A 23729-nucleotide genomic window follows, 5' to 3' on the forward strand; every position below is an offset into this window, starting at 1 on the left:
CGCAAGCGGGGCGAGGGGGCGCAGCAGCGTTCGCGGGTTGCATCTCAGTTGCTTGGCGTGGTCGCGCGGCCGTCGAGCCACTTCTGGAACATCACGGATGTCGATAGCTCGAAGCCCAGCGAGCCGTAGAACGCATTGGCCTGCGCGTTCTCGCGGCGGACGAGGAGCTGCAGCTTCGAAATTCCCGCCGCGCGCAGCCAGTCCTCGGCCGCGGCCATGATGACGCGGCCATGGCCGCGCTTGCGGCCGTCGGGGTCGACCGCGACGTAATAGACCCAGCCGCGATGGCCGTCATGGCCGACCATGACGGTCGCCACGATCGCGCCGGCGTCGCGCCCGACCAGCACGGTCGAGTTATCGCGCCGCCGCGCCAGCGCGATGTCGGCATGCGGATCGTTCCAGGGCCGCGTCAGGCCGCAGCGCTGCCACAGCGCCACCACCTTCTCGACATCGGCATCCCCGATGGCGTCGATCGCAAGAGCGCTCACAGCACCTTCCCCGGATTCATGATGCCGAGCGGATCGAGCATCGCCTTGATGGCGCGCATCAGCTCGATCGCGGTCTTGTCCTTGACGTCGGGCAGCTCGTCGCGCTTGAGCACGCCGATGCCGTGCTCGGCCGAGATCGATCCGCCCATGCGCAGCACGATCTCGAACACGACGGCGTTCATGTCGTGCCAGCGAGCCAGAAAATCCGCGGTGTCGGCGCCGATCGGCTGGCTGACATTGTAATGCAGATTGCCGTCGCCGAGATGGCCGAACGGCACCGGACGCGCGCCCGGGATCAGCTTCACAACGGCAGCATTCGCTTCCTCGATGAAATCGGGCACGGCGGCGATCGGCACCGAGATGTCGTGCTTGATCGAGCCGCCCTCCGGCTTCTGTGCCGACGACATCTCCTCGCGCAGCTTCCAGAAGCCGTTGCGTTGGGTAAGGTTGGCCGCGATCACGGCGTCGTCGACGATCTCCTCTTCCATGGCGCGGGCGAGGATCGTCTCCAGCGGCGTGCGGGCGTCGTCGCCGGGGGACGACAATTCCATCAGCACGTACCAGGGATGCTTCTCTGCGAGCGGATCGCGCACGTCGATGCCGTGTCGCACCGAGAAATCGACCGCCATCTCCGACAATAGTTCAAAACTCGTCAGCGCATTTGCGGCCTCGCTCTGCGCGATGGTCAGCAGCTTCAGCGCCGCCGCCGGCGATTTCAGCCCGACATAGGCGGTCTCGACCGCCCGCGGCTTCGGAAACAGCTTGAGGGTCGCCGCCGTGATGATGCCAAGCGTGCCTTCGGCGCCGATGAAGAGATTGTGCAGATTGTAGCCGGTGTTGTCCTTTTTCAGCTTCGACAGCACGTTGAGCACGCGCCCGTCGGCGAGCACGACCTCGAGCCCCAGCGCCATCTCGCGCGCCACGCCATAGGCGAGCGCGGCGGTGCCGCCGGCATTGGTCGAGAGATTGCCGCCGATGGTGCAGCTTCCTTCCGCGCCGAGCGAGAGCGGAAACAGCCGGTCCACCTCAGTCGCCTTCGCTTGCGCGATCTGCAGCACCACGCCGGCCTCGCAGGTCATGGTATTGGAGGCGGTGTCGACCTCGCGGATCTTGTCCAGGCGTCGCAGCGACACCACGACCTCGCCATTGTGCGGGGTCTGGCCACCGACCAGCCCGGTATTGCCGCCCTGCGGCACCAGCGCGATTTTGTGCGCGGAGGCAAGCTTGCAGATTTCGGAGACCTCCGCCGTCGAGCCCGGACGCAACACCAGCGGCGAGCGGCCGTGAAACAGATTGCGCTCCTCGGTGACGTAAGGCTCGATGTCGTTCGCATCGGTGATCGCATGGCGCTCGCCGACGATCTTGCGGAATTGTTCGATCAGCTCGGGCGCAAGTGGAGGGATCGCAGGCTTGTTGATATTCATTGTCTCGTCTCTACTTCCACTCTTGTCTCTTGCGCATGGTCTTATCGGAAAACCGCTGCGCACTTTTCCGGATCATGCGCTATCTTGCCACCGCAGCCCGGCGCAGCCGGTCATTGATCGCTTCGCCAAGTCCTTCCTCGGGAATCGCCATCACCGCAATCCCCCGCGGGCTCTTCGCGTCGAGGCTGCGAAGATAGCCGAACAGATTGGCGGCGGCTTCATCGAGATCACCGGTGGGCGACAGATTCATGACGGCGACGGCCGCATCGACGCCGGGCAGGCGCTCAGAGCCGAACGCCAGCAGCGCTTCTCCGGGCGCAACGTCCTGCGCGCGAAGCCGCACATGGGCGCGCGGCGCGTAATGCGAGGCCAGCATGCCCGGCGCCAGCGGCTGGCTGTCGTCGCTCTCGGCCTCCACAGGCGGCCGCGCCAGGGGCGCGCCCAGCACCGTCTCGATCCGCTCGCGCGACAGCCCGCCGGGCCGCAGCAGCATCGGCGCATCGAAGCAGCCGACGATGGTCGATTCCACGCCGACCATAACGGGCCCGCCATCGACGATCAGGTCGATCCGCCCTGCAAGGTCGCTCTCGACATGGGCCGCCAGCGTCGGCGAGACATGGCCGGAGATGTTGGCGGACGGCGCCACCACGGCGCCGCCGAAAGCGCGGAGGATTGCCTGCGCCACCGGGTGCGCGGGAATGCGAATCGCAACCGTGTCGAGGCCCGCAGTGGCGAGATCGGCCACCGGGCAGCCCTCCGTCTTCGGCACCACCAGCGTCAGAGGTCCCGGCCAGAACGCTTCCGCGAGCTTCACGGCGCGCACGTCGAACCGGCCGATCCGCCGCGCGGCCGCAATGTCCGCGACATGGGCGATCAGCGGATTGAAGGCCGGCCGCCCCTTGGCGGCGTAGAGATGGGCGATCGCGGCGGCATTGGCCGCATCCGCCCCGAGCCCGTAGACGGTCTCGGTCGGAAACGCGACCAGCCCGCCGGCGGCCAGCGTGCGGGCCGCAGCCTCGGCGCCGGCCGCGCCGGCCGGTAAAATCAGCGTTTCAAGACCCGTTTTCACAGGGACAAAATTCCTCATGCCGGCCGCTTGCGGTGCGCCAAACCCGACGCTATAAGCCGCCTTCTTGTCGGAGTGTGGCTCAGCCCGGTAGAGCACTGCGTTCGGGACGCAGGGGTCGCAGGTTCGAATCCTGCCACTCCGACCATTCTTCCAAAAGTCGACGTTTTCCAAAGGCTTGGCGGACCGGCCGCCGGCGCCTCGGAACGCCTTTTTGCAACGATTTCGGGATCGGGTCCACGGCCGATTTGGCCGGGCAGGGCCGCTTGTTGCGGCGGCATGGCTTGTTGGTTGTCGGCGCTGACGCGCCGCAGGTGTGGGTCCCGCCTACCGCCGCGCCACCACCACGCCCACCAGGAACGCCACCATCAGCGCCGGCAACGGGGCCTCGCGCACCATGCCGCGCACGACGTCGGGCCAGTGCTGCTCGGGGACCAGTCTCGGCGATCGTACGGTAGGCGCGGACTCGATATCCCAGCTTGATGCGAGTTCGGCGATCTCGCTTTGCGCCAGACGCACGCCGTCACGCACGCGGTAGATCGCGGCCTCCGATCGCTCGCGTGGCGCGAGCGCCGTCAGCGTCGCGATGGCCGTGCGCAACGTCATCTCGCCAAAACCTTGCAGCCTCACCTGCTCCTCGGGATCGGACGTCATGCCAAATCCCTCACAGCGCTAAGTGGCGCGCGAAGGCGAAGGCCGCCGTCGCGCAAAGGGCCAGCGTGGAAACTGCGCCGGCGATGCCGCGTGCGAGATGGGCCCGTGTAAGATGCCTGGTCATGATCGTGCTCCATGCTCTGCATGGAAATGGCGGCGACGGATCTTGGTTCCTGCGCGCAAGAAGCGAATCGGCGAACTTACTTCCGCAGCAACTCGCTCAATGCCGCCGTCGCCTCGGCGCAGCGGATGTCGTCGATCTCGCGCGACAGGCTGAGCGCGCTCGCTCTCAGTTCTTCGAGTTTCCAAGTCTCCGGATGCTGGTTTTCGAGCTGAACGAGACGCTTGTTCAGATCGTCCAGTCTCGATTGGAGCTGCCCGATGCTGGCATCTCCATTCACTTTCCAAACGCGCTGTGCACGCATCGTCGTTCCCTTAGCTGTCTCACGGCCTTGTGAGAGCGGTTCGTGGCCGGAATGGGAGTTTGTTTTGTCCGGCTTCAGATCGTGGGGAACCGTTGCAGATTCGCAACGATTTTCGGGGGTGATGCGCGGCCGCCGACCCGCTGCACAATGATACCCATAGGCATGGAATTTGATTGTGCCTCGCGTCGGCGGCAGTTGCATCATCGGGCCCTCGGGGGAGATCACCCGCGAGATGCACGACCACGGGCGACGAGATCGCGCTGGCGCGCTGCGATCCCGATCTCTGCAACTCGTACAAGCGCACCATCTTCAATTTCGACGTTCACCGCCAGCCGCAGGCTTATGGGATGATCGTGGAACGGAAGGATGTGACGATGACGGCGCATGGGACGCCGGTGTTGCCGAAGGGGGATATCCGTAGCCCGGATGGAGCGAAAAGCGTAATCCGGGGCCGCTCGCCCGGTATTGCGCACTCCATCACCGTCACCCTGAGGTGCTCGCCTCTTTGGCGAGCCTCGAAGGGCGACGGCCCGACTGTGGCCGTCCATCCTTCGAGGCTCCCCATGGGACGCCTTGCGTCCCATGTCTCGCACCTCAGGATGACGGAATGAGCGTCGGTGTGTCGGCCGCTGTCAATCCACGCGCGCAAAAATATTCCACTTTACCGAAATTCGGTTTCGGCGTATGTGTCGCCTATCCCGGCTCACCCAAGAGGGGCGATCTTGTGTCGTCACTGTCGCGAGCCGGGCTTGCGGTGGACGCGACAGCGTCGGCACGAGAGGTGCGGGCAGGGCGGGTAGTCCCTGTGAGCCCGAGGCTTCGTGCGGACGAGCGGCGCTGCCAGGCTTCGTCTCGTCTGTAAGTTTCCGGCTTCGTCGACAGGGCTGGAAAAACTGCGGCGAAATGGCGGGCCGTGCGTACGGCAAAACCGTGTGGTCCTGACCGTCGTTGCTACGGTCAAGTCCTTGCGAAGGTGCGAGCGAGCCCAACCGGGCAGACTGCATCATCCAATTCGCGGGGCGAGGGAGGCCAGAAGGAATGGTCGGCTCCCGGGAGATCACGGCATAAGCCGTCCAGCCACTGCGCAGGGAAGGCCGAGTGATCGGCACCACCTGTATGCTGCTGTGCGGTTCTTCCTGCGCGTGCTTTTCGCGCAGCAGACCGCGGGTGCGAGCCAGCACCCGGCCTTCCCTGCGCCCTCTTGGATGAGAGGGTAGCGAGACCAAGCAAAGCTCGGGCGAATTGCGCCGCGAGGACGCGAAGGCATGTCCGTGAGCTGAGCTGCGTGCCACAATCTCGATCTCGTAGGGTGGGCAAAGCGCAGCGTGCCCACGCCTTGTTGCTTATGGACAGAGATCGTGGGCACGGCGCTATGCGCCTTTGCCCACCCTACGGCACCGCCGCTGGGACATCGCAATGACGATGCTGAAGCAGCGAGATCTCACTCCATGACCGTCACCCTGAGTTGCGCTCGGCGGCGCAACCGCGCCGCGGAGCAAGCCGCGAAGGGCGACGGCCCGGCTGCCAACTCGGCCGTGCATCCTTCGAGGCTCCCGATGGAGCGCTTCGCGCTCCATCACTCGCGCCTCAGGATGACGGGATCACAACCAATTGTCTTCATTAGGAAACAATCATTCCCTAATATCCCGCGATGCAAAAAGCCGCCCGCCGATCCCCGTCTGCCGCCCGTCCGCCCGGTCGTCCCCGGGAATTCGACATGGATACGGCGCTGGACCGCGCCGTGCGGGTGTTTCGCGAGCGCGGCTATCATGCGACCTCCATCGGCGACCTCGCCGCGGCGATGCGGCTGGCGACGGGGAGCATCTACAAGGCGTTTCGCGACAAGCATGCGGTGTTCCTGGCTGCCTTCGAGCGTTATACGGCGCTGCGCCAGGAGCAGACCCGCAGTGCCGCCGCGCGCGGCACAAACGGACGCGATCGGGTCCGCAATTTGCTGCTGTCCTATGTCGCGCAGTCCCAGGGCACTGAGGGACGGCGCGGCTGCCTCGTGGTCGGCAGCGCGGTCGAGTTGTCGGCAGTCGATTCCGTCGTCGCCGCCCGCGTCGGCGCGCAGCTCAAGACCAACGAAGACTTCATCGCCGGCCTCATTCGCGAAGGGCAGGCCGACGGCTCGATTCCCGGTCATGTTGCGGCTGACGACACCGCGCGGCTGATGATCTGCATCACGCAGGGCCTGCGTGTCGTCGGCAAGGCGCGCCTGCCGCTCGACGGGACCCGCCTCGTCGGCGTCGCGATGAAACTGCTCGCCTGAACTTTTGACTTGTTAGGGAACGATCGTTCCCGATTTCGGAGACCGTACGTCATGACGATGAATGCCACGATCGAGACCGCGCCCGGGCCGGATGCGGTGTCGCAGCGCCTGACCTTCGTGCTTGCCGCGGCCTGTGGCATGATCGCGGCCAACATCTACTACGCGCAGCCCCTGATCGCCCCGATCAGCGCCGCGCTCGGCCTGTCGCACGCAGCGGCCGGGCTGATCGTCACCATGACGCAGATCGGCTACGGCACCGGGCTGCTGCTGATCGTGCCGCTCGGTGATCTCGTCGAGAACCGCGCGCTGATCTGCTCCGTCATCACGCTCGGCGCGGCGGCCCTGCTCGCCGCCGCGTTCGCCACCCATGCGTTGCCGTTCCTGGTTGCCGCGCTGTTCATCGGCCTCGGTTCGGTCGCGGTGCAGATCATCATTCCCTATGCCGCGCATCTGGCGCCGGAAGCCATCCGCGGCCGCGTCGTCGGCAACGTCTCGACCGGCCTGATGCTCGGCATCATGCTGGCGCGTCCGGTGTCCAGCTTCGTGACCGCGGCGCTGTCGTGGCACGCCGTGTTCTTCGCCTCCGCCGCGCTGATGATCGTGCTGACGGCCGTGCTCTGGATGACGCTGCCGAACCGCAAGCCGGTGACGCGGATGCACTATGGCGAGCTGTTGCTGTCGATGCCGCATCTGGTGCGGGCGACGCCGCTGCTGCGCCGCCGCGCGCTCTACCAGGCGAGCCTGTTCGGCTGCTTCACTTTGTTCTGGACGGTGGCACCGCTCCAGCTTGCGGACGCGTTCGGCTTCACCCAGCGCGGCATCGCGTTGTTCGCGCTGGCCGGTGTGGCCGGCGTGTTCGCGGCGCCCATCGCCGGACGGCTCGCCGATCGCGGTTATAGCCGCATCGCGACGCTGGTCGCGATGTTGCTCGCGGCCGGGGGCTTCATCGTGACCTATATCGGCGCGCCCGGCTCGATGCTGAACCTGGTCTGCCTGGTTGCGGCGGCGATTGCCATCGACGTCGGTGTCCAGGGCAACGTCGTGCTCGGCTTCCGCGCCATCTTCGCGCTCGGGCACGAGCACCGCAGCCGCCTCAACGGCCTCTACATGGCGACGTTCTTCACGGCCGGTGCAGCCGGCTCCGCCGTCGGCGCCTGGGCTTTCGCGCAAGGCGGCTGGACGCTCGCATCGGCCATCGGCCTCGCTCTGCCCGTCATCGGATTGCTCTATGCGGCGACCGAATAGCCGCCGGCCGCAGCAATTGTGCGATGCGGGCGTTTACCAAGGCTCGCAGACGAAGCCGCGGGCGGCGCAATTTCCGTCTCGCGATTTCGGTGCCGCTGTAGTACTTTGGTCTCAAGCGGGCCAGGTTAATGGGCGGCAGGGGGAGGCTGATGAGGCGTGCGGGGCTGTTTGGCGTACCGCGGGTACGGCCATGGTCGTGGCAGGCGTTTCTGCTCGGATGCGTCGTTGTCGCCATGTCGGCTGCATTTCAGGGCATTTGCGTCGCGCTCGGCGCAAAGCTCTATTTTGCAGCATTCCTGCCCGGCCTGTTCATGCTCGGCATCGTTGCGGGCACGCCGGCGGCGGGATTTGCCGCGCTGTTCACCATTCCCCTGGTGTGGTGGGCGTTCATTCCGCCCTTCTTCGAGTTCAACGCGCTGAGCAGCGCAAATACCGATTCCATCAACCTGTTCTGCCTGCTCGCGGTGCTGCTGATTGGCCTTGCCGATCTCTGCCGCGAGACCATGAGGATCGTCAGCCAGGGCGGGCTGAAGTCCCCGGGCGAGAGCGCGGCAACGAATCCGCAATAATTCGCCTTTGCACGACGGTGCGAGTTGCCTGCGCGCAACAGTCCGGCAACCATCCGCAAGCTTGCCGCGCGCCGCTAACTTTTCGAAAAAGATTTGGCCGCAGGTTCTCCCCCGGGAATGACGAGGGAGTTTTCGGACATGAACGGTCAAGCCATCTTGGAGAATGTGCGGCGCTACCGCGGTATCGCATCGCTCTATCGCCAGACCGCTGCGTTCCGCCCGGGCCAGAGCTGGTCGCTGCTGGAGCAGGCGAAGGATTGGGAAGCGCGGGCGTTGTCGGAGCTGGAAGCCTATTTCGCGTTGCGCGCGGACTACGCCGCTCCGCTCGCAGCCTGATTGTTAACCATCGCTCACGATATGATCGTCAGATCGGGTGCGGGCACCACGAATTGTCCGCCCCAGGCGCGAACCTCCGCCAGCTGGCCGATGATCTCGTCCTTCAGATTCCACGGCAGGATGAAGACGTAATCAGGCCTGGCCGCGATCAGGGCGGCGGGATCGCGGATCGGCAGATGCGATCCCGGAAGCAGCAGGCCCTGCTTGTGCGGATTGCGGTCCACGGTGAACGGAATCAGCTCGCGCGTGACGCCGCAATAATTGAGCAGCGTGTTGCCCTTCGCGGGCGCGCCGTAAGCCAGCACCGTCTTGCCCGCGCGCCCCGCCGCGACGAGGAAGTCGCGGATCGTCTCGCGCTTGGCCGCCACCTTCACCTGAAAATCCCGATAGATCGCGGGCTGGTCGAGCCCCGCCATGGACTCGCGCCGGCGCACATTATCGAGTGCAGGCGAGGCTCTCGGAGGCGCGGTCTCGCTGCAGACGTGCAGACGGAGCGAGCCGCCATGCGTCGGCAATTCATCCACGTCGAAAACGCGCAAGGCGTGTGCGCGAAAGACCGTCTCGAGGGTCGCGAGCGAGAAGTACGACAGATGCTCGTGATAGATCGTGTCGAACTGGATGGCTTCGATCAGATGCAACAGATGCGGAAGCTCCAGCGTCGCGCGCCCGGTCTCGGGCAGCAGAATGCGCAGGCCCGCGACGAAATCGTTGATGTCGGGGACGTGCGGCAGCACGTTGTTGGCGACGATCAGCTCGGGCCCGTGGCCTTCGGCGCGCAGCGCGGTCGCGACATCGCGGCCGAAATAGCAGGTCCGGGTCGGGATGCCCTTGGCGATCGCAGCGGCCGCCGGGCCGCTGGCCGGCTCGATTCCGAGCGCGCGGATGCCGGCGCGCTGGAAATATTGCAGCAGATATCCGTCATTGCTGGCGATCTCGATCACCTCGGACGCTGCGCCGAGCTTCGCGCGGGTGATCATCTCGGCGGCGTAACTCTCCGCGTGTCGCAGCCAGCTCTCGGAATAGGACGAGTAGTAGAGATACTGCGCGAAGATGTTGGCCGCAGGCTCGAATTGCGGAAGCTGCACCAGCCCGCAGGCACCGCACGCACGGGCATGCAGCGGATAGGTCGGCTCGGTCGCATCCGCCTGCTCCGGCGGCAGATAAGAGTTCGCCAAAGGCGACAGGCCGAGATCGACGAAGGTCTCGTCGAGCTCCTGCGCGCAAAAGCGGCATCGGTGCCTGTCCATGAACGGATCGTCCCGTTGTGCCGTCGTGCCGCGGCTGTTAGTGAATTCTCTCAAGCCACGGAAATTCCGACAAGGTTGCGCATGATGCAACCCAAAAGGCGTTTCGGTGAACCGACGTTCGCAGCGGCGACGTCGCGGCGCGGAGGCCCGGGATGAAGTTCACTGCATTGGCTCTCCCAGGCGTAATTGAAATCGGGATCGAGCCGGAGACCGACGCGCGCGGATTCTTCGCCCGGCTGTTCGACACTGAGGCCTTCGCGGCGCAGGGCCTGCCGACGCATTTCGCGCAACACGGCCTCTCGCATAACGAGCGCGCCGGCACGTTGCGCGGCCTGCATTATCAGGCCGGCCGGCCGGAGGCCAAGCTGGTGCGGTGCGTGGCCGGCCGTGCCTTCGACGTGATCGTCGATTTGCGCCGGTCGCTGCCGACCTACGGACAATGGTGCTCGGTCGAGCTCGCCGCCGACCGTGGCAATGCCGTGTTCATTCCCGCTGGATGCGCGCACGGCTTCCAGACGCTCGTCGATGGGACCGAGCTGATGTATTGCATCGATGTGCCCTATGACGCGCAAGGCGCGGCGGGCATTCGCTGGGACGATCCATCGCTGGCGATCGATTGGCCGCTTGCCGATCCGATCCTGTCCGCGCGCGACCGCGCGCTGCCGTGTCTCCCATGAGGCGGGTGCTGGTCACGGGCGCGTCGGGCTTCGTCGGCCGGGCGCTGCTGCCTGCGCTGGCTGGTCGCGGCTTCGAGGTCCACGGCATCGCGCGCGCGGCTCAACCGGCAGCGGCCGGCGTGATCTGGCATGTCGCTGATCTCCTCACCGAAGCCGGGCGCGTGCATGCGCTATCGGCATCGCGTCCGACCCATTTGGTTCATCTCGCCTGGGAAGCCCGGCCGGGCCGTTATCGCGAGGATCCAGTCAACCGTCTCTGGGCCGAGGCGAGCATTGACCTGCTGTCGCGCGCGCGAGCCTGCGGCACCGGACGGATCCTCGGCATTGGAAGCTGCCTCGAATACGGACCGCAGAGCGGCCTCTGTGAGGAACGCACCAGCCAATGCCGTCCGACGACATTGTACGGACAGGCCAAGCTCGCTACGGCCGAAGCCTATATCGCGGCAGGCGCCGCCTGGGGCCGCGTGTTTGTCCCGTTCGGGCCGCACGAGCCCGAGGCGCGCCTGATCCCTTCGCTGATCCGGAGCCTTCGCGCAGGAGCGAATTTCGATTGCTCGCATGGCGGGCAGCTGCGCGATTTCGTCTATGTCGATGACCTCGCGCAGATGATCGCCGCCGTGCTCGACAGCGAAATCTCCGGCGTCGTCAATCTCGCCAGTGGCGAAGTGCGCAGCCTGCGCAGCGTGATCGAGCATGTCGCAGGTCTGCTCGACGCAAGGCATCTGGTCAGGTTCGGCGCCGTCGATGCAACGGGAGTCGACGCCGAGCCGATCATTGCCGCCGACGTCCGCCACCTCCGCGGCGTGACTGTGGGCGTGCCAATCATGGGATTCGAGGCGGGCGCTGCGCGCGATCTCGCATGGTGGATCGACCGTCTGCCGGGGAGGGGATGACGTGCGATCTCCTCGCAACAGGCCGGCGGCAAGCGGCACCCGTGGCAATTACGGAGTTGTCTGGCTGGGTGCCTGTGCTAGCAACGGGCCGACCGAAATCTCCCTCACGTCGGCCGGGGCAAGCAATGATCACGTTCAACCGCATCTTCACGACCGAGCGTCTGCTCCAGATCATCGTGATTCTGGCGGCGACCGTTGCCATGAAGCTGATGAGCTGAACGCGGGCTGGTTATCGCGCGCCGAACTCGGGCACGTCGGGCAGATAGTTCGACCCTTCCGAGCCCAGAAAATCGAACATCGCCTGCGCCGGCGGCAGCAGCACCTTGTCGCTGCGGCGGATCACATACCATTGCCGCACGATCGGCAGGCCCGCGACGTCGAGCACGATGAGCCGGCCCTCGGTGAGCTCATGCGCCACCGTGTGGGCCGAGATAAAGGCGATGCCGAGCCCGGCGATGACGGCCTGCTTGATGGTCTCGTTGCTGCTCATCTCCATGCCGATGATCGGCTCGAGGTCGGACTTCTGGAACATGCCCTCCATCAGCGTCCGTGTGCCCGAACCGGGCTCGCGGGTAAGGAAGGTCTCGTGCACGAGGTCGGTCAGGTTGAGGCCGGAATCGTTCTCCAGCCAGTGTCCCTTGCGCGCGACGATGATGTGCGGATTGCGCCCGAGCTGGCGGACGTCGACCGTGACGTCGGCCGGTGGCCGACCCATCACCGCGAAATCGAGGTCGTAGCCGTGCATGGCCTCGCGGATCTCCTCGCGATTGCCGATGGTGAGCTTGATCTCGATCTTGGGGTACCGCTTCGAAAAGGCCGCGATCGCATGCGGCACGAAGTATTTCGCGGTCGAGACCGCGCCGAGATGCACTATGCCGCCGGTCCGTCCCGCGAGCAGGTCGAGGGCGCCCTGGCAGTCCATGATGGCGGCCTCGACGCGTTCGGCCAGCGTCAGCACCTCCTTGCCCGCCTCGGTCAGCAGCATGCCGTCGCCGGTCCGCTGCACCAGCGGCAGGCCGGCGAGGTCCTGAAGCTGCCGGAGTTGCTGGGTCACGGCCGGCTGGGTCAGCCCGAGATGGCCGGACGCGGCCGTCACGCTGCCCTTGGCCGAGAGCGCCGCAAGCGAACGCAGCTGCCGGATCGTCAGATGCCGGAGCTGGGCCGCCGCGTGGCCAGGGCCATTATAAGAAAATTCTTTGATGCTCATTATGAATAGAAATTTTCCTTATTAAGCTGCCCCTGTCAATCTCCTGATGCCGGGACTGACCGTACCGACCTCCAGAGGGGAGGGAACTGGATACGGCGCCGGCAAAGGGGATGCGCAAATGACCGGGCAACTGAGGCTGGACGACCACCTTCAACGGTATTCCGAGACCGCACCTCACGCGCTCGCCGTGGCGGCCGCGGTCGATGCCATCGCGGCAGCGGCGATCGAGATCGCCGACCTCATCGCCACCGGAGATCTCGCGGACGCCTCCGGCCTGACCACCGGCCGCAACAGCGACGGCGACGTCCAGCGCGATCTCGACGTGCAGGCGGATGCGATCCTGCGCCGCTGCCTCAGCAAGCTGCCGGTCGCGGCGCTCGCGTCGGAAGAGATGCGCGAGGCCCAGATCGGCGATCGCGAGGCGAAGATCTGCATTGCGATCGATCCGCTCGACGGCTCCTCGAACATCGACATCAACATGACGGTCGGCACGATTTTCTCGATCCTGCCCGCGCCCGATGATCTCTCGCTCGCCTTCCATCAGCGCGGCTCGGCGCAGCTTGCGGCAGGCTTCGTCACCTACGGGCCGCAGACCTCCCTGGTGCTGACGCTCGGCGAAGGCGTCGACATCTTCACGCTCGATCGCAAGGCGGGCTGCTTCCGCCTCGCGCGCAGTGGCGCGCAGATTGCCGAGGCCTGCGAGGAGTTCGCGATCAACGCGTCCAACCGCCGGCACTGGGATTCGCCGGTGCGTGCCTTCGTCGATGAGTGCCTCGCCGGCGTCGAGGGGCCAGCCAACCACAATTTCAACATGCGCTGGGTCGGCTCGCTGGTCGCCGAGGCCTATCGCATCCTCACCCGCGGCGGCATCTTCCTCTATCCCTCGGACGCGCGTGCCGGCTACGGCGACGGCCGCCTGCGCCTGACTTACGAAGCGCATCCGATGGCCATGATCATCGAGCAGGCCGGCGGCTCCGCCACGACGGGGCGCGAGCGCATCCTCGATCTCTCGGCGCAGAGCCTGCACCAGCGCGTGCCGTTGATCATGGGATCGAGCAACGAGGTGCGCCGGGTCGAGGAGCTGCATTGCGATCCGCTGCTGGTCGCCAGCGTCTCAGCGCCGCTGTTCGCGCGGCGCGGATTCTTCCGGCTGTAAGGAGGGCCTCCGATGTCCAGGAAGCATCCGATCATCTCCATCACCGGCTCCTCCGGCGCCGGCACCACCTCGGTCAAGAAGACCTTCGAGCAGATATTTTTCCGCGAGAAGGTCAACGCGGCCTACATCGAGGGTGACGCGTTTCATCGCTACGACCGCGCCGAGATGCGCGCGCAGATGGCGAAGGAGGCCGATCGCGGCAACAAGCATTTCAGCCATTTCAGCCCCGAGACCAATTTGTTCGAGGAGCTGGAGCGCGCGTTCCGCGACTATGGCGAGACCGGCACGGCGACGACACGGCATTACGTGCATGACGCCGAGGAGTCCGCGCTGCATGGCGCGGCGCCCGGCACCTTCACCGACTGGAAGCGACTGCCGGAGAATTCGGACCTGTTGTTCTACGAGGGCCTGCACGGTGCCGTCGTCACCGACAAGGTCAATGTCGCGCGCTATGCCGACCTCAAGATCGGCGTCGTGCCGGTCATCAATCTCGAATGGATCCAGAAGCTGCACCGCGATCGCAGCGCGCGGGGCTATTCGACCGAGGCGGTCACCGACACCATCCTGCGGCGGATGCCCGACTACATCCACTACATCTGCCCGCAATTCACCGAGACCGACATCAACTTCCAGCGCGTGCCGACGGTGGACACCTCCAATCCGTTCATCGCGCGCTGGATCCCGACGCCGGACGAATCGATGGTGGTGATCCGCTTCAAGAACCCGCGCGGCATCGACTTCCCCTATCTGCTCTCGATGCTGCCGCAGAGCTGGATGTCGCGCGCGAACTCGATCGTGTGCCCCGGCGCGAAGCTAGATCTCGCGATGCAGCTGATCCTGACGCCGCTGATCATGCAGCTCATCGAGCGCAAGCGCAGCTTGAAGTGAACGAGGAGAGAACCCGATGAACATCTCCGTCCACGCCGAAGCCGACCTCAATGCGGTCACGCACAACGATCTCGCAAATGCCGTCCGCTTCCTCGCGGTCGACGCCATCGAGACGTCGCAGTCCGGCCATCCCGGCCTGCCCATGGGCATGGCCGATGTCGCAACCGTGCTGTTCTCGCGCTTCCTGAAGTTCGACTCGGCGCACCCCAACTGGCCGGACCGCGACCGCTTTGTGCTGTCGGCGGGCCACGGCTCGATGCTGCTCTACGCATTGCTGCATCTGACCGGCGGCGACGTCAGCCTCGATGACATCAAGGCCTTCCGGCAATGGGGCTCCAAGACGCCGGGCCATCCGGAATATGGTCACACGCCGGGCGTCGAGATGACGACAGGGCCACTGGGGCAGGGGATCGCGACCGCGGTCGGCATGGCGCTCGCCGAGCGGATGGCCAACGCGCGACATGGCGACGGTCTCGTCGATCATTTCACCTATGTCATCGCCGGTGATGGCTGCCTGATGGAGGGCCTCAGCCAGGAGGCGCTCTCGCTCGCCGGGCATCTCGGGCTCGGTCGCCTGATCGTGCTGTTCGACGACAATGGCATCTCGATCGACGGGCCGACCTCGCTGGCAACGTCCGACGACCAGCTGGCGCGTTTCGCCGCCTCCGGCTGGTCGGTGCGCAGCATCGATGGCCACGATCCCGAAGCGATTGCGCAGGCAATCGCAGAGGAGCGCGAGACCGCAAAGCCGTCGCTGATCGCCTGTCGCACCATCATCGGCTACGGCGCGCCTGATCGGCAGGGCACGGAGAAAGCCCATGGTGCGCCGCTCGGCACCGAGCAGACCGCGGCGGCGCGCCGGACGTTGGGCTGGGACTATCAGCCCTTCGTGGTGCCTGTTACCGTCCAGAAGGCGTGGCGGATGATCGGGCAACGCGGCCAGGTCGATCGGCTCGCCTGGCTCGATCGCTATGAATGCGCGACGGCCGAGCAGCGCGACATGTTCATCGAAGGCAAGGCGGTTGCCCTGCCAGCCGCCTATGCGATGGCCGCGGCGAAATTGCGCGAACGCTTTGCGTCCGAGCGGCCGAAGCTCGCGACGCGGCAGGCCTCGCAAAAGGTGCTCGACGGCATCGCCGGGACGATTGCCGGCCTGGTCGGCGGCTCCGCGGACCTGACGCATTCGAATCTGACGCACGCCAAGGTGCAGGCTCCGGTCAAGAATGGCGCGTTCGCCGGCGACTACATCCACTACGGCATTCGCGAGCACGGCATGGCCGCCGCGATGAACGGCCTCGCGCTGCACGGCGGCTTCATCCCATACGGCGGCACGTTCCTCGCGTTCTCCGACTACAGCCGGCCGGCGATCCGCCTCGCGGCGCTGATGCGGCTGCGCGTCATCCATGTGATGACCCACGACTCCATCGGCCTCGGCGAGGACGGCCCGACGCACCAGCCGGTCGAACACCTTGCCGCGCTGCGGGTGATTCCGAACCTGCTGGTGTTCCGTCCCGCCGACGCGGTGGAGACGCTGGAGGCCTGGGATTGCGCGCTCAATTCCGAGAATCGTCCGTCCGTGCTGTGCCTGTCGCGGCAGGCGTTGCCGACCTTCCGTAGCGATGCCCGCGGCAGAAACCGTGTCGCACACGGCGCCTATCTCGTCGTATCGCCGGACGGCGGCCGCGACGTGACGCTGATCGCAACCGGTTCGGAAGTCTCGATTGCACTGGAAGCCGCCCGCCTGCTCGCGACCGAGCACATCCGCGCCGCCGTGGTGTCCGCGCCTTGCTTCGCCCTGTTCGAGGAGCAGCCGGACGAATACCGCGCCAGCGTGCTCGGCACCGCGCCGCGCGTCGGGATCGAGGCGGCCGTGCAGGGCGACTGGTCGCGCTGGATCGGCACTGAGGGCGAATTCGTCGGCATGCGCGGCTTCGGCGCCTCGGCGCCGGCGCCGGTGCTGTACCGCGAATTCGGCATCACACCGCAAAGCATTGCGGAAGCCGCCCGCCGGGCGATCGCTCGCAAGCGACAATAAGGAGGACTTCACGTGGCCCGTATCACCCTTCGCCAACTGCTCGACCACGCCGCCTCTCACGGCTATGCGGTGCCGGCGTTCAACATCAACAATATGGAGCAGGGCATCGCGATCATGCAGGCGGCGGCCGAGGTCGATGCGCCCGTCATCATCCAGGCCTCGCGTGGCGCGCGCAGCTACGCCGGCGATCTCATGCTCTCGCACATGATCGATGCGCTGGAGCGGACCTATCCGGACATCCCGCTCTGCATGCACCAGGACCACGGCAATGACGAAGCGACCTGCGCCTCCGCCATTGCGCACGGCTTCACCTCCGTCATGATGGACGGCTCGCTCAAGGCCGATGCCAAGACGGCGGCCGATTACGATTACAACGTCGCGATCACCCGCCGCGTCGTCGATCTCGCCCACTGGGTCGGCGCCTCCGTCGAAGGCGAGCTCGGCGTGCTCGGCTCGCTCGAGCACGGCGGCGGCGAGCAGGAGGATGGCCACGGCGTCGAGGGCACGGTCAGCCATGATCAGCTCTTGACCGATCCCGACCAGGCGGTCGACTTCGTTCGGGCCACCAAGGTCGATGCGCTCGCCATCGCGATGGGCACCTCGCACGGCGCCTACAAGTTCAGCCGCAAGCCGGACGGCGACATCCTGGCGATGCGCGTGGTCGAGGAGATCCATCGCCGCCTGCCGAATACGCACCTCGTCATGCACGGCTCGTCCTCGGTGCCGCAGCCGCTGCAGGACATGTTCAACCAGTTCGGCGGAGAGATGCCCCAGACCTGGGGCGTGCCGGTCGAGGAGATCGTCCGTGGCATCAAGAGCGGCGTGCGCAAGGTCAATATCGACACCGACTGCCGCCTCGCGATGACGGCCGTGTTCCGCAAGGTCGCCGCTCAAACGCGCTCCGAGTTCGACCCGCGCAAATTCCTCAAGCCCGCAATGGACGCGATGCGCGAGCTCTGTCGTGATCGTTTCGAGCAGTTCGGCACCGCCGGCCACGCCAGCAGGATCAAGGTCATTCCCTTGAGCGAGATGGCGCGGCGCTATCGCGCCGCCGAGCTCGATCCGCGCATCGATGCCCGCGAGCCCGTTGCGGCTTAGTCAATCGGAAACAACAGAGAAAACAACAGGAGAGAGACATGAACGCACATGCAGGCACGGTTCGCGGCAAAGAGCGCTATCGCTCCGGTGTGATGGAATACAAGCGCATGGGCTATTGGGAGCCCGATTACACGCCAAAGGACACCGACGTCATCGCGCTGTTCCGCGTGACACCGCAGGAGGGCGTCGACCCGATCGAGGCCTCGGCTGCGGTGGCAGGTGAATCCTCGACCGCGACCTGGACCGTGGTGTGGACCGATCGCCTGACCGCGGCGGAGAAGTATCGCGCGAAATGCTACCGCGTCGATCCCGTGCCGGGCACGCCGGGCTCGTATTTCGCCTACATCGCCTACGACCTCGACCTGTTCGAGCCGGGCTCGATCGCGAACCTCTCGGCCTCGATCATCGGCAACGTGTTCGGCTTCAAGCCGCTCAAGGCGCTGCGGCTGGAAGACATGCGTTTCCCTGTCGCCTATGTGAAGACCTTCCAGGGGCCGGCGACCGGCATCGTGGTCGAGCGCGAACGGCTGGATAAGTTCGGCCGGCCGCTGCTAGGCGCGACGGTGAAGCCGAAGCTCGGGCTTTCGGGCCGCAACTATGGCCGCGTGGTGTACGAGGCGCTGAAGGGCGGACTCGACTTCACCAAGGACGACGAGAATATCAACTCGCAGCCCTTCATGCACTGGCGCGACCGTTTCCTCTACTGCATGGAGGCGGTGAACCGCGCGCAGGCGGCTTCGGGCGAGGTCAAAGGCACTTACCTGAACGTCACCGCGGGTACGATGGAGGACATGTACGAGCGTGCGGAGTTCGCCAAGGAGCTCGGATCGTGCATCGTCATGATCGACCTCGTGATCGGCTACACCGCGATCCAGTCGATGGCCAAATGGGCGCGGCGCAACGACATGATCCTGCATCTGCATCGCGCCGGTCACTCCACCTATACGCGGCAGAAGAGCCATGGCGTGTCGTTCCGCGTCATCGCCAAGTGGATGCGGCTCGCGGGTGTCGATCACATCCATGCCGGCACGGTGGTCGGCAAGCTGGAAGGCGACCCCAACACCACGCGCGGCTATTACGATGTCTGCCGCGAGGACTTCAATCCGACCAAGCTCGAGCACGGCCTGTTCTTCGACCAGAACTGGGCGAGCCTGAACAAGATGATGCCGGTCGCCTCCGGCGGCATCCATGCCGGCCAGATGCATCAGCTGCTCGACCTGCTCGGCGAAGACGTCGTGCTGCAATTCGGCGGCGGCACCATCGGCCATCCCATGGGCATTGCGGCCGGCGCGATCGCCAACCGCGTGGCGCTGGAAGCGATGATCCTCGCCCGCAATGAGGGCCGCGACTACGTCCACGAGGGTCCCGAGATCCTGGCCAGGGCGGCCGAGACCTGCACACCGCTGAAGGCCGCGCTCGAGGTCTGGAAGGACGTGACGTTCAATTATCAATCCACCGACACGCCGGACTTCGTGCCGACCGCGCTCGAAACCGTCTAGGGAGACGCAGCATGAAACTCACTCAGGGTTGCTTTTCGTTCCTGCCCGATCTCACCGACGACCAGATCTATAAGCAGGTGCAGTATTGCCTTGGCAACGGCTGGGCGGTGAATATCGAATTCACCGACGATCCTCATCCCCGCAACACCTATTGGGAGATGTGGGGCCTGCCGATGTTCGACCTCCAGGACGCCGCCGGCGTGATGATGGAGCTCGCGGAGTGCCGCAGGGTGTATGGCAACAAGTACATCCGCATCAGCGGCTTCGATTCCAGTCATGGCTGGGAATCGGTGCGGATCTCCTTCCTCGTCAATCGGCCTCCGCATGAGGCGGAGTTCGAGCTGGTGCGGCAAGAGGTGGGCGGCCGCGCGATCCGTTACACCACTGTGCGGAAACCAGCCCACGCGTCGACTTAACGATCCGCTTCCGCGCGGAGCTCTCCCTGCTCCGCATCCTTGGCGGACCAACTGCTTCGCCGCTCCCCCGCGGCGAAGCTCTTTTCTTCGAGGGTAGCCATGCTCGATGTTCCCCACGCAACCACGACTGAGCCCAACGAGACCCAATTCGATCTCCGCAAGGAAGCCGAGGCGGCCGGGATCACCGACACGCTGCAGCAGCTCGAGCAGGAGCTGATCGGATTGAAGCCGGTGAAGAACCGCGTGCGCCAGATCGCCTCGCTGCTGCTGATCGAGCGCATCAGGCAGCGCGCGGGCCTGGCATCGGCTCCGCCGACGCTGCACATGTCGTTCACCGGCAATCCCGGCACCGGCAAGACGACCGTCGCGCTGCGCATGGCCAAGATCCTGCACGGGCTCGGCTTCGTGCGGCGCGGGCAGGTGATCTCGGTGACGCGCGACGATCTCGTCGGCCAATATATCGGCCACACTGCGCCGAAGACCAAGGAGATCCTGAAGAAGGCGATGGGCGGCGTGCTGTTCATCGACGAAGCCTATTATCTGCATCGCCCCGACAACGAGCGCGACTACGGTCAGGAGGCCATCGAGATCCTGCTCCAGGTGATGGAGAACCAGCGCGAAGACCTCGTCGTGATCCTCGCCGGCTATGGCGAGCGCATGACGAGCTTCTTCGCCTCCAACCCCGGCTTCCGCTCGCGCATCGCCCACCACATCGAATTCCCTGACTATGCGGAGGCCGAGTTGCTCGTCATTGCCGAGCTGATGCTGAAGGAGCGGGGCTATCGCTTTTCGGCCACGGCCCGCGAGGCGTTCGAGAAATACATCGCATTGCGTCGAACTCAGCCGTTCTTCTCCAATGCGCGTTCGATCCGCAACGCCGTCGACCGCATCCGCTTGCGGCAGGCCGATCGCCTGGTGTCCGACCTCGACCGTATGCTCGATGTCGACGATCTCGAAACTATCGATCCCATGGACGTCCTGGCGAGCCGCGTCTTCAGCGGCGGCGCCGATGCGCGGAGTGCAAAGCCATGACCAGAGAGATCATGATTGCTCCCTCGATCCTGGCTGCGGATTTCGCGCGCCTCGGCGAGGAGATCGCCGCAATCGACACGGCCGGCGCCGATTGGATCCATTGCGACGTCATGGATGGACACTTCGTGCCCAACATCAGCTTCGGTGCCGATGTCATCAAGGCGATCCGCCCGACGACGAAGAAGATATTCGACGTGCATCTCATGATCGCGCCTGTCGATCCCTATCTCGAGGCGTTCGCAAAGGCCGGGGCTGACGTCATCACGATTCACGCCGAAGCCGGCGCCCATCTCGACCGCTCGCTGCAGGCCATCCGTGCCCTCGGCAAGAAAGCCGGCGTCAGCCTGTGTCCCGCGACTCACGAGAGCGCGATCGAATATGTGCTCGACCGCATCGATCTCGTGCTGGTGATGACGGTCAATCCGGGATTTGGCGGCCAGTCCTTCCTCGAATCCCAGCTCGAGAAGATCGAACGGATCAAAGCCATGATCGGCGACCGGCCGATCCGGCTCGAGGTCGATGGCGGTGTCACGCGCGACAATGCCGCTGCCGTGGCGGCAGCGGGTGCCGATACGCTGGTGGCGGGTTCCGCCGTGTTCCGCGGCAAGAGCGTTGCCGAATATGCCGCGAATATCGAGGCCATCCGCGTCGCTGCCGAGACAGGCCGGGTTCCGAAGCGGCACGATAATTCTGCGCAGCCGCTGCGCGTCAGCGAGGCAGGCCGTATCCGGTAGACTACGGAAGGCGCAAGCCGGAAGATCCGCCCGTGCCGGTTGTCCCACGGCGTGGCACATATCTCCGGGGTTCCACGGAGGTTGCGGCAAAAAGCGATCGCGTCTTTCAGGTCGGGGTAACCAACGCATTCGAGGCGAAAATTCGATTAACGCCCGCGCAATGCTGTGCATCGCAACCTGCGTGCAGGAATGCCAAGAGAGCGCGGGGATGCGGATCAAGGCTATTGCCAGGCATGAGGCCTGCACGCGGCATGGGGCGATGGCGTGAGCATGCATCGCTTGTTCGCCGAGCAGCTTCGCTGCGCGACCGATGCGGCCGGACATGTCGACGTCCTCAAGCTGGGCGAGCTTGTCAGCGCGGCCTATGACGCGAGCGATCGCGACCGCCAGCGGATGACCGACGCACGCGCTCACACGCACGATGAGGTCGAGCTTGATCTGCTGCGAACCCAGGAATTCCTCGACACCATCGTCGAGAACATTCCGATCGCCGTCTTCGCGAAATGCGCGAAGAGTTCGCGCTATATCCTGCTCAACCGCGCCGGGGAAGACTATTACGGCGTGCCGCGCGAACAGATGCTCGGCCGAACACCTGAAGAGATATTCCCGGCCGACGTCGCGCGCGTGGTCATTGAACAGGATCGTCGAGTCGTTGCCAGCGGCATGCCGATGTTCCTCGAGGAGCATCTGCTCGACATCGGCGTCAAGGGCCACGACCGCGTGGTCAATTCACGCAAGATGCTGATCGCGGATGGCGCCGGCGACCCGCAATATCTGGTCGGTGTGATCGAGGACGTCACCGAGCGCGTCACCACCCGCGAACGCATCAGCCATCTTGCGCATCATGATGCGTTGACCGACCTGCCGAACCGCAGCGCCTTCAACGCCGTGCTCGGCGAACGGCTGGAGCGGGCGCAGGAGGCGGCGACCAGTTTTGCCGTGCTCAGCCTCGATCTCGACCGCTTCAAGGAAGTTAACGACGTGTTCGGCCACCCCGTCGGCGATCTGCTGATGCGGGCGGCGGCGGATCGGCTTGCCGAGGAAGCCGACAGCGCCTTCGTCGCCCGTATCGGCGGGGATGAGTTCATGATCCTGATGCCCGACGACATCAGCCGCGATGACGTTCTGGCGCTCGCCGAACGCCTGGTCGAGAGCATCGGCCAGGAGCTGGAGGTCGACGACTATCTCTCCCATGTCGGCCTTAGCGTCGGCATCGCGTTCTATCCGGACGACGGCGTGAATGCCGCCACGCTGCTCGCCAACGCCGACTCGGCGCTATATCGTGCCAAGCGCGAGGGCAGGGGCCGGGTGCGCTTCTTCGAATCCGAGATGGACCAGGAGCTGCGCGACCGCAGGCTGTTGCAGCACGATCTGCGACAGGCGCTGGAGCAGAACCAGTTCCTGGTCTACTTCCAGCCGCAGGCGCGGGTGGATGGCGAGGTCATCGGCTTCGAGGCTCTGCTGCGCTGGGACCATCCGACCCGGGGCTTCGTTCCGCCTGACCAGTTCATTCCGCTCGCCGAAGAGAACGGGCTGATCGTCCAGATCGGCGAATGGGTCTTGCGCGAAGCCTGCCGCGAGGCGGCATCCTGGCCGCGGCCGCTGCAGGTCGCCGTCAATCTGTCGCCGATCCAGTTCCAGGCCGGCGATCTCGAACGTTCGATCCACCAGATCCTGCTGGAGACGGGGCTGACGCCGACGCGGCTCGAGGTCGAGATCACCGAGGGCGTGCTGATCGGCGATTTCACCCGCGCGCTCAATCTGCTGCGGCGGCTGAAGGCGCTCGGCATCCGCATCGCGATGGACGATTTCGGCACCGGCTATTCCTCGCTGTCCTATCTCCAGTCGTTCCCGTTCGACAAGATCAAGATCGATCGCAGCTTCATCTCCAATCTCGAGGCGACGCCGCAATCGGCCGAGATCGTCCGCGCGGTCCTGAGCCTCGCGCACGCGCTGCATATCCCGGTCATTGCCGAGGGGGTGGAGACGGAAGCGCAGCGTGCCTTCCTGGCGGCGGAGGCCTGCGAGGAGATGCAGGGCTATCTGGTCGGCCGACCCGCCCTGATCGAGCGCTATCTCGACCTGGTCGGCATGACCGTGGAGAGCCGGCTCTACGCCTAGAGCGCGATGCGATTAGAATGAATCGTCATCGCGCTTTAGGTTGTTATTTAAGCATGATCCGGAAAACCGCTGCGCACTTTTCCGGATCGTGCTTTAGTCCCTGGCTCCGGTGGCGGGTTACCGAGTGTCAGTCATCGACATTTGGAACCTTGGCCCGGATACGCGCTTCCCAAGAACGAGCCGAGGTCAGGCGCGCGACGGGCGCAGCAAATCTTTTGCACAATCGCCATCGGCCTGACGCAAATCG

At 65.3% G+C, this 23729-nt stretch carries 22 protein-coding genes, 1 tRNA gene and 1 pseudogene; 17 read left to right on the forward strand and 7 right to left on the reverse strand.

The window, feature by feature from the left end; genetic code table 11:
* Positions 1-44: 44 nt before the first annotated feature.
* The 3 genes from GGD67_RS19970 to GGD67_RS19980 form a co-directional block, all read right to left on the reverse strand.
* Complete coding sequence (locus GGD67_RS19970) at positions 45-488, reverse strand: GNAT family acetyltransferase (protein WP_179735259.1); 444 nt, start codon at positions 486-488, stop codon at positions 45-47.
* Positions 485-1912, reverse strand: a complete 1428-nt coding sequence (locus tag GGD67_RS19975; protein ID WP_179735260.1) for an FAD-binding oxidoreductase — start codon at positions 1910-1912, stop codon at positions 485-487. Before GGD67_RS19975 ends, GGD67_RS19970 begins: the two co-directional genes overlap by 4 nt.
* A 79-nt stretch (positions 1913-1991) precedes the next feature.
* Positions 1992-2999: an L-threonylcarbamoyladenylate synthase gene (locus GGD67_RS19980; protein WP_179735262.1), complete on the reverse strand. Its 1008-nt coding sequence runs from the start codon at positions 2997-2999 to the stop codon at positions 1992-1994.
* 50 nt (positions 3000-3049) lie between these two features.
* Here GGD67_RS19980 and GGD67_RS19985 point away from each other — a divergent pair.
* Positions 3050-3126: transfer RNA gene (locus tag GGD67_RS19985), tRNA-Pro, on the forward strand.
* 179 nt (positions 3127-3305) lie between these two features.
* Here GGD67_RS19985 and GGD67_RS19990 read toward each other — a convergent pair.
* A complete protein-coding gene (locus tag GGD67_RS19990) occupies positions 3306-3632 on the reverse strand; it encodes a hypothetical protein (RefSeq protein WP_179735264.1) in 327 nt (108 codons plus the stop codon).
* Between the two features lie 200 nt (positions 3633-3832).
* On the reverse strand, positions 3833-4261 hold the full coding sequence (locus tag GGD67_RS39420) for a hypothetical protein (RefSeq protein WP_246784400.1): 429 nt from the start codon (positions 4259-4261) through the stop codon (positions 3833-3835).
* Between GGD67_RS39420 and GGD67_RS39425 the strand changes: the two are divergent.
* The 5 genes and pseudogenes from GGD67_RS39425 to GGD67_RS20015 form a co-directional block, all read left to right on the forward strand.
* Positions 4233-4455: pseudogene (locus GGD67_RS39425) on the forward strand (N-carbamoyl-D-amino-acid hydrolase); the annotation flags it as partial. The gene GGD67_RS39420 and the pseudogene GGD67_RS39425 overlap by 29 nt on opposite strands.
* 1253 nt (positions 4456-5708) lie before the next feature.
* On the forward strand, positions 5709-6329 hold the full coding sequence (locus GGD67_RS20000) for a TetR/AcrR family transcriptional regulator (protein WP_018321775.1): 621 nt from the start codon (positions 5709-5711) through the stop codon (positions 6327-6329).
* 51 nt (positions 6330-6380) lie between these two features.
* A complete protein-coding gene (locus tag GGD67_RS20005) occupies positions 6381-7574 on the forward strand; it encodes an MFS transporter (RefSeq protein ID WP_179735266.1) in 1194 nt (397 codons plus the stop codon).
* 149 nt (positions 7575-7723) lie between these two features.
* Positions 7724-8143: a hypothetical protein gene (locus tag GGD67_RS20010; protein WP_018321773.1), complete on the forward strand. Its 420-nt coding sequence runs from the start codon at positions 7724-7726 to the stop codon at positions 8141-8143.
* Between the two features lie 138 nt (positions 8144-8281).
* A complete protein-coding gene (locus GGD67_RS20015; protein WP_026202615.1) occupies positions 8282-8479 on the forward strand; it encodes a hypothetical protein in 198 nt (65 codons plus the stop codon).
* A gap of 14 nt (positions 8480-8493) precedes the next feature.
* Here GGD67_RS20015 and GGD67_RS20020 read toward each other — a convergent pair whose 3' ends face one another.
* Positions 8494-9726, reverse strand: a complete 1233-nt coding sequence (locus tag GGD67_RS20020; protein WP_179735268.1) for a class I SAM-dependent methyltransferase — start codon at positions 9724-9726, stop codon at positions 8494-8496.
* 152 nt (positions 9727-9878) lie between these two features.
* Here GGD67_RS20020 and rfbC point away from each other — a divergent pair, with 152 nt between their 5' ends.
* Together rfbC and GGD67_RS20030 are read left to right on the forward strand one after the other, a co-directional pair.
* Positions 9879-10403, forward strand: coding sequence for a dTDP-4-dehydrorhamnose 3,5-epimerase (gene rfbC / locus GGD67_RS20025; protein ID WP_179735270.1), 525 nt, complete (start codon positions 9879-9881; stop codon positions 10401-10403).
* Positions 10400-11296, forward strand: a complete 897-nt coding sequence (locus GGD67_RS20030) for an NAD(P)-dependent oxidoreductase (RefSeq protein ID WP_179735271.1) — start codon at positions 10400-10402, stop codon at positions 11294-11296. Before rfbC ends, GGD67_RS20030 begins: the two co-directional genes overlap by 4 nt.
* Positions 11297-11525: 229 nt before the next feature.
* Here the strand turns inward: GGD67_RS20030 and GGD67_RS20035 are convergent, their stop codons facing one another.
* Entirely contained in the window at positions 11526-12503 is a 978-nt protein-coding gene (locus GGD67_RS20035; RefSeq protein WP_179735273.1) for a LysR family transcriptional regulator, read from the reverse strand.
* A 118-nt stretch (positions 12504-12621) separates the two neighbouring features.
* Between GGD67_RS20035 and GGD67_RS20040 the strand changes: the two genes are divergently transcribed.
* The 9 genes from GGD67_RS20040 (at position 12622) to GGD67_RS20080 (ending at position 23482) form a co-directional block, all read left to right on the forward strand.
* Positions 12622-13659, forward strand: coding sequence for a class 1 fructose-bisphosphatase (locus GGD67_RS20040; protein WP_018321766.1), 1038 nt, complete (start codon positions 12622-12624; stop codon positions 13657-13659).
* 12 nt (positions 13660-13671) lie between these two features.
* The gene (locus tag GGD67_RS20045) at positions 13672-14547 is read left to right on the forward strand and encodes a phosphoribulokinase (RefSeq protein ID WP_018321765.1); all 876 of its coding nucleotides are present in this window, start codon (positions 13672-13674) and stop codon (positions 14545-14547) included.
* Between the two features lie 16 nt (positions 14548-14563).
* The gene (gene tkt, locus GGD67_RS20050) at positions 14564-16582 is read left to right on the forward strand and encodes a transketolase (protein ID WP_179735275.1); all 2019 of its coding nucleotides are present in this window, start codon (positions 14564-14566) and stop codon (positions 16580-16582) included.
* A gap of 12 nt (positions 16583-16594) precedes the next feature.
* Positions 16595-17680, forward strand: coding sequence for a class II fructose-bisphosphate aldolase (gene fba, locus GGD67_RS20055; protein ID WP_018321763.1), 1086 nt, complete (start codon positions 16595-16597; stop codon positions 17678-17680).
* 38 nt (positions 17681-17718) lie between these two features.
* Complete coding sequence (locus tag GGD67_RS20060; RefSeq protein WP_018321762.1) at positions 17719-19179, forward strand: form I ribulose bisphosphate carboxylase large subunit; 1461 nt, start codon at positions 17719-17721, stop codon at positions 19177-19179.
* An 11-nt stretch (positions 19180-19190) separates the two neighbouring features.
* Positions 19191-19595, forward strand: coding sequence for a ribulose bisphosphate carboxylase small subunit (locus GGD67_RS20065; RefSeq protein WP_018321761.1), 405 nt, complete (start codon positions 19191-19193; stop codon positions 19593-19595).
* Between the two features lie 99 nt (positions 19596-19694).
* A complete protein-coding gene (gene cbbX, locus GGD67_RS20070) occupies positions 19695-20627 on the forward strand; it encodes a CbbX protein (protein WP_018321759.1) in 933 nt (310 codons plus the stop codon).
* Positions 20624-21361, forward strand: a complete 738-nt coding sequence (gene rpe, locus GGD67_RS20075) for a ribulose-phosphate 3-epimerase (RefSeq protein ID WP_179735277.1) — start codon at positions 20624-20626, stop codon at positions 21359-21361. Before cbbX ends, rpe begins: the two co-directional genes overlap by 4 nt.
* Positions 21362-21631: 270 nt before the next feature.
* Positions 21632-23482, forward strand: coding sequence for a bifunctional diguanylate cyclase/phosphodiesterase (locus tag GGD67_RS20080; RefSeq protein ID WP_210286576.1), 1851 nt, complete (start codon positions 21632-21634; stop codon positions 23480-23482).
* The last annotated feature ends 247 nt before the right edge of the window (positions 23483-23729 follow it).

The sequence above is a fragment of the Bradyrhizobium sp. IAR9 genome, from assembly GCF_013408065.1.
Lineage (GTDB): Bacteria > Pseudomonadota > Alphaproteobacteria > Rhizobiales > Xanthobacteraceae > Bradyrhizobium.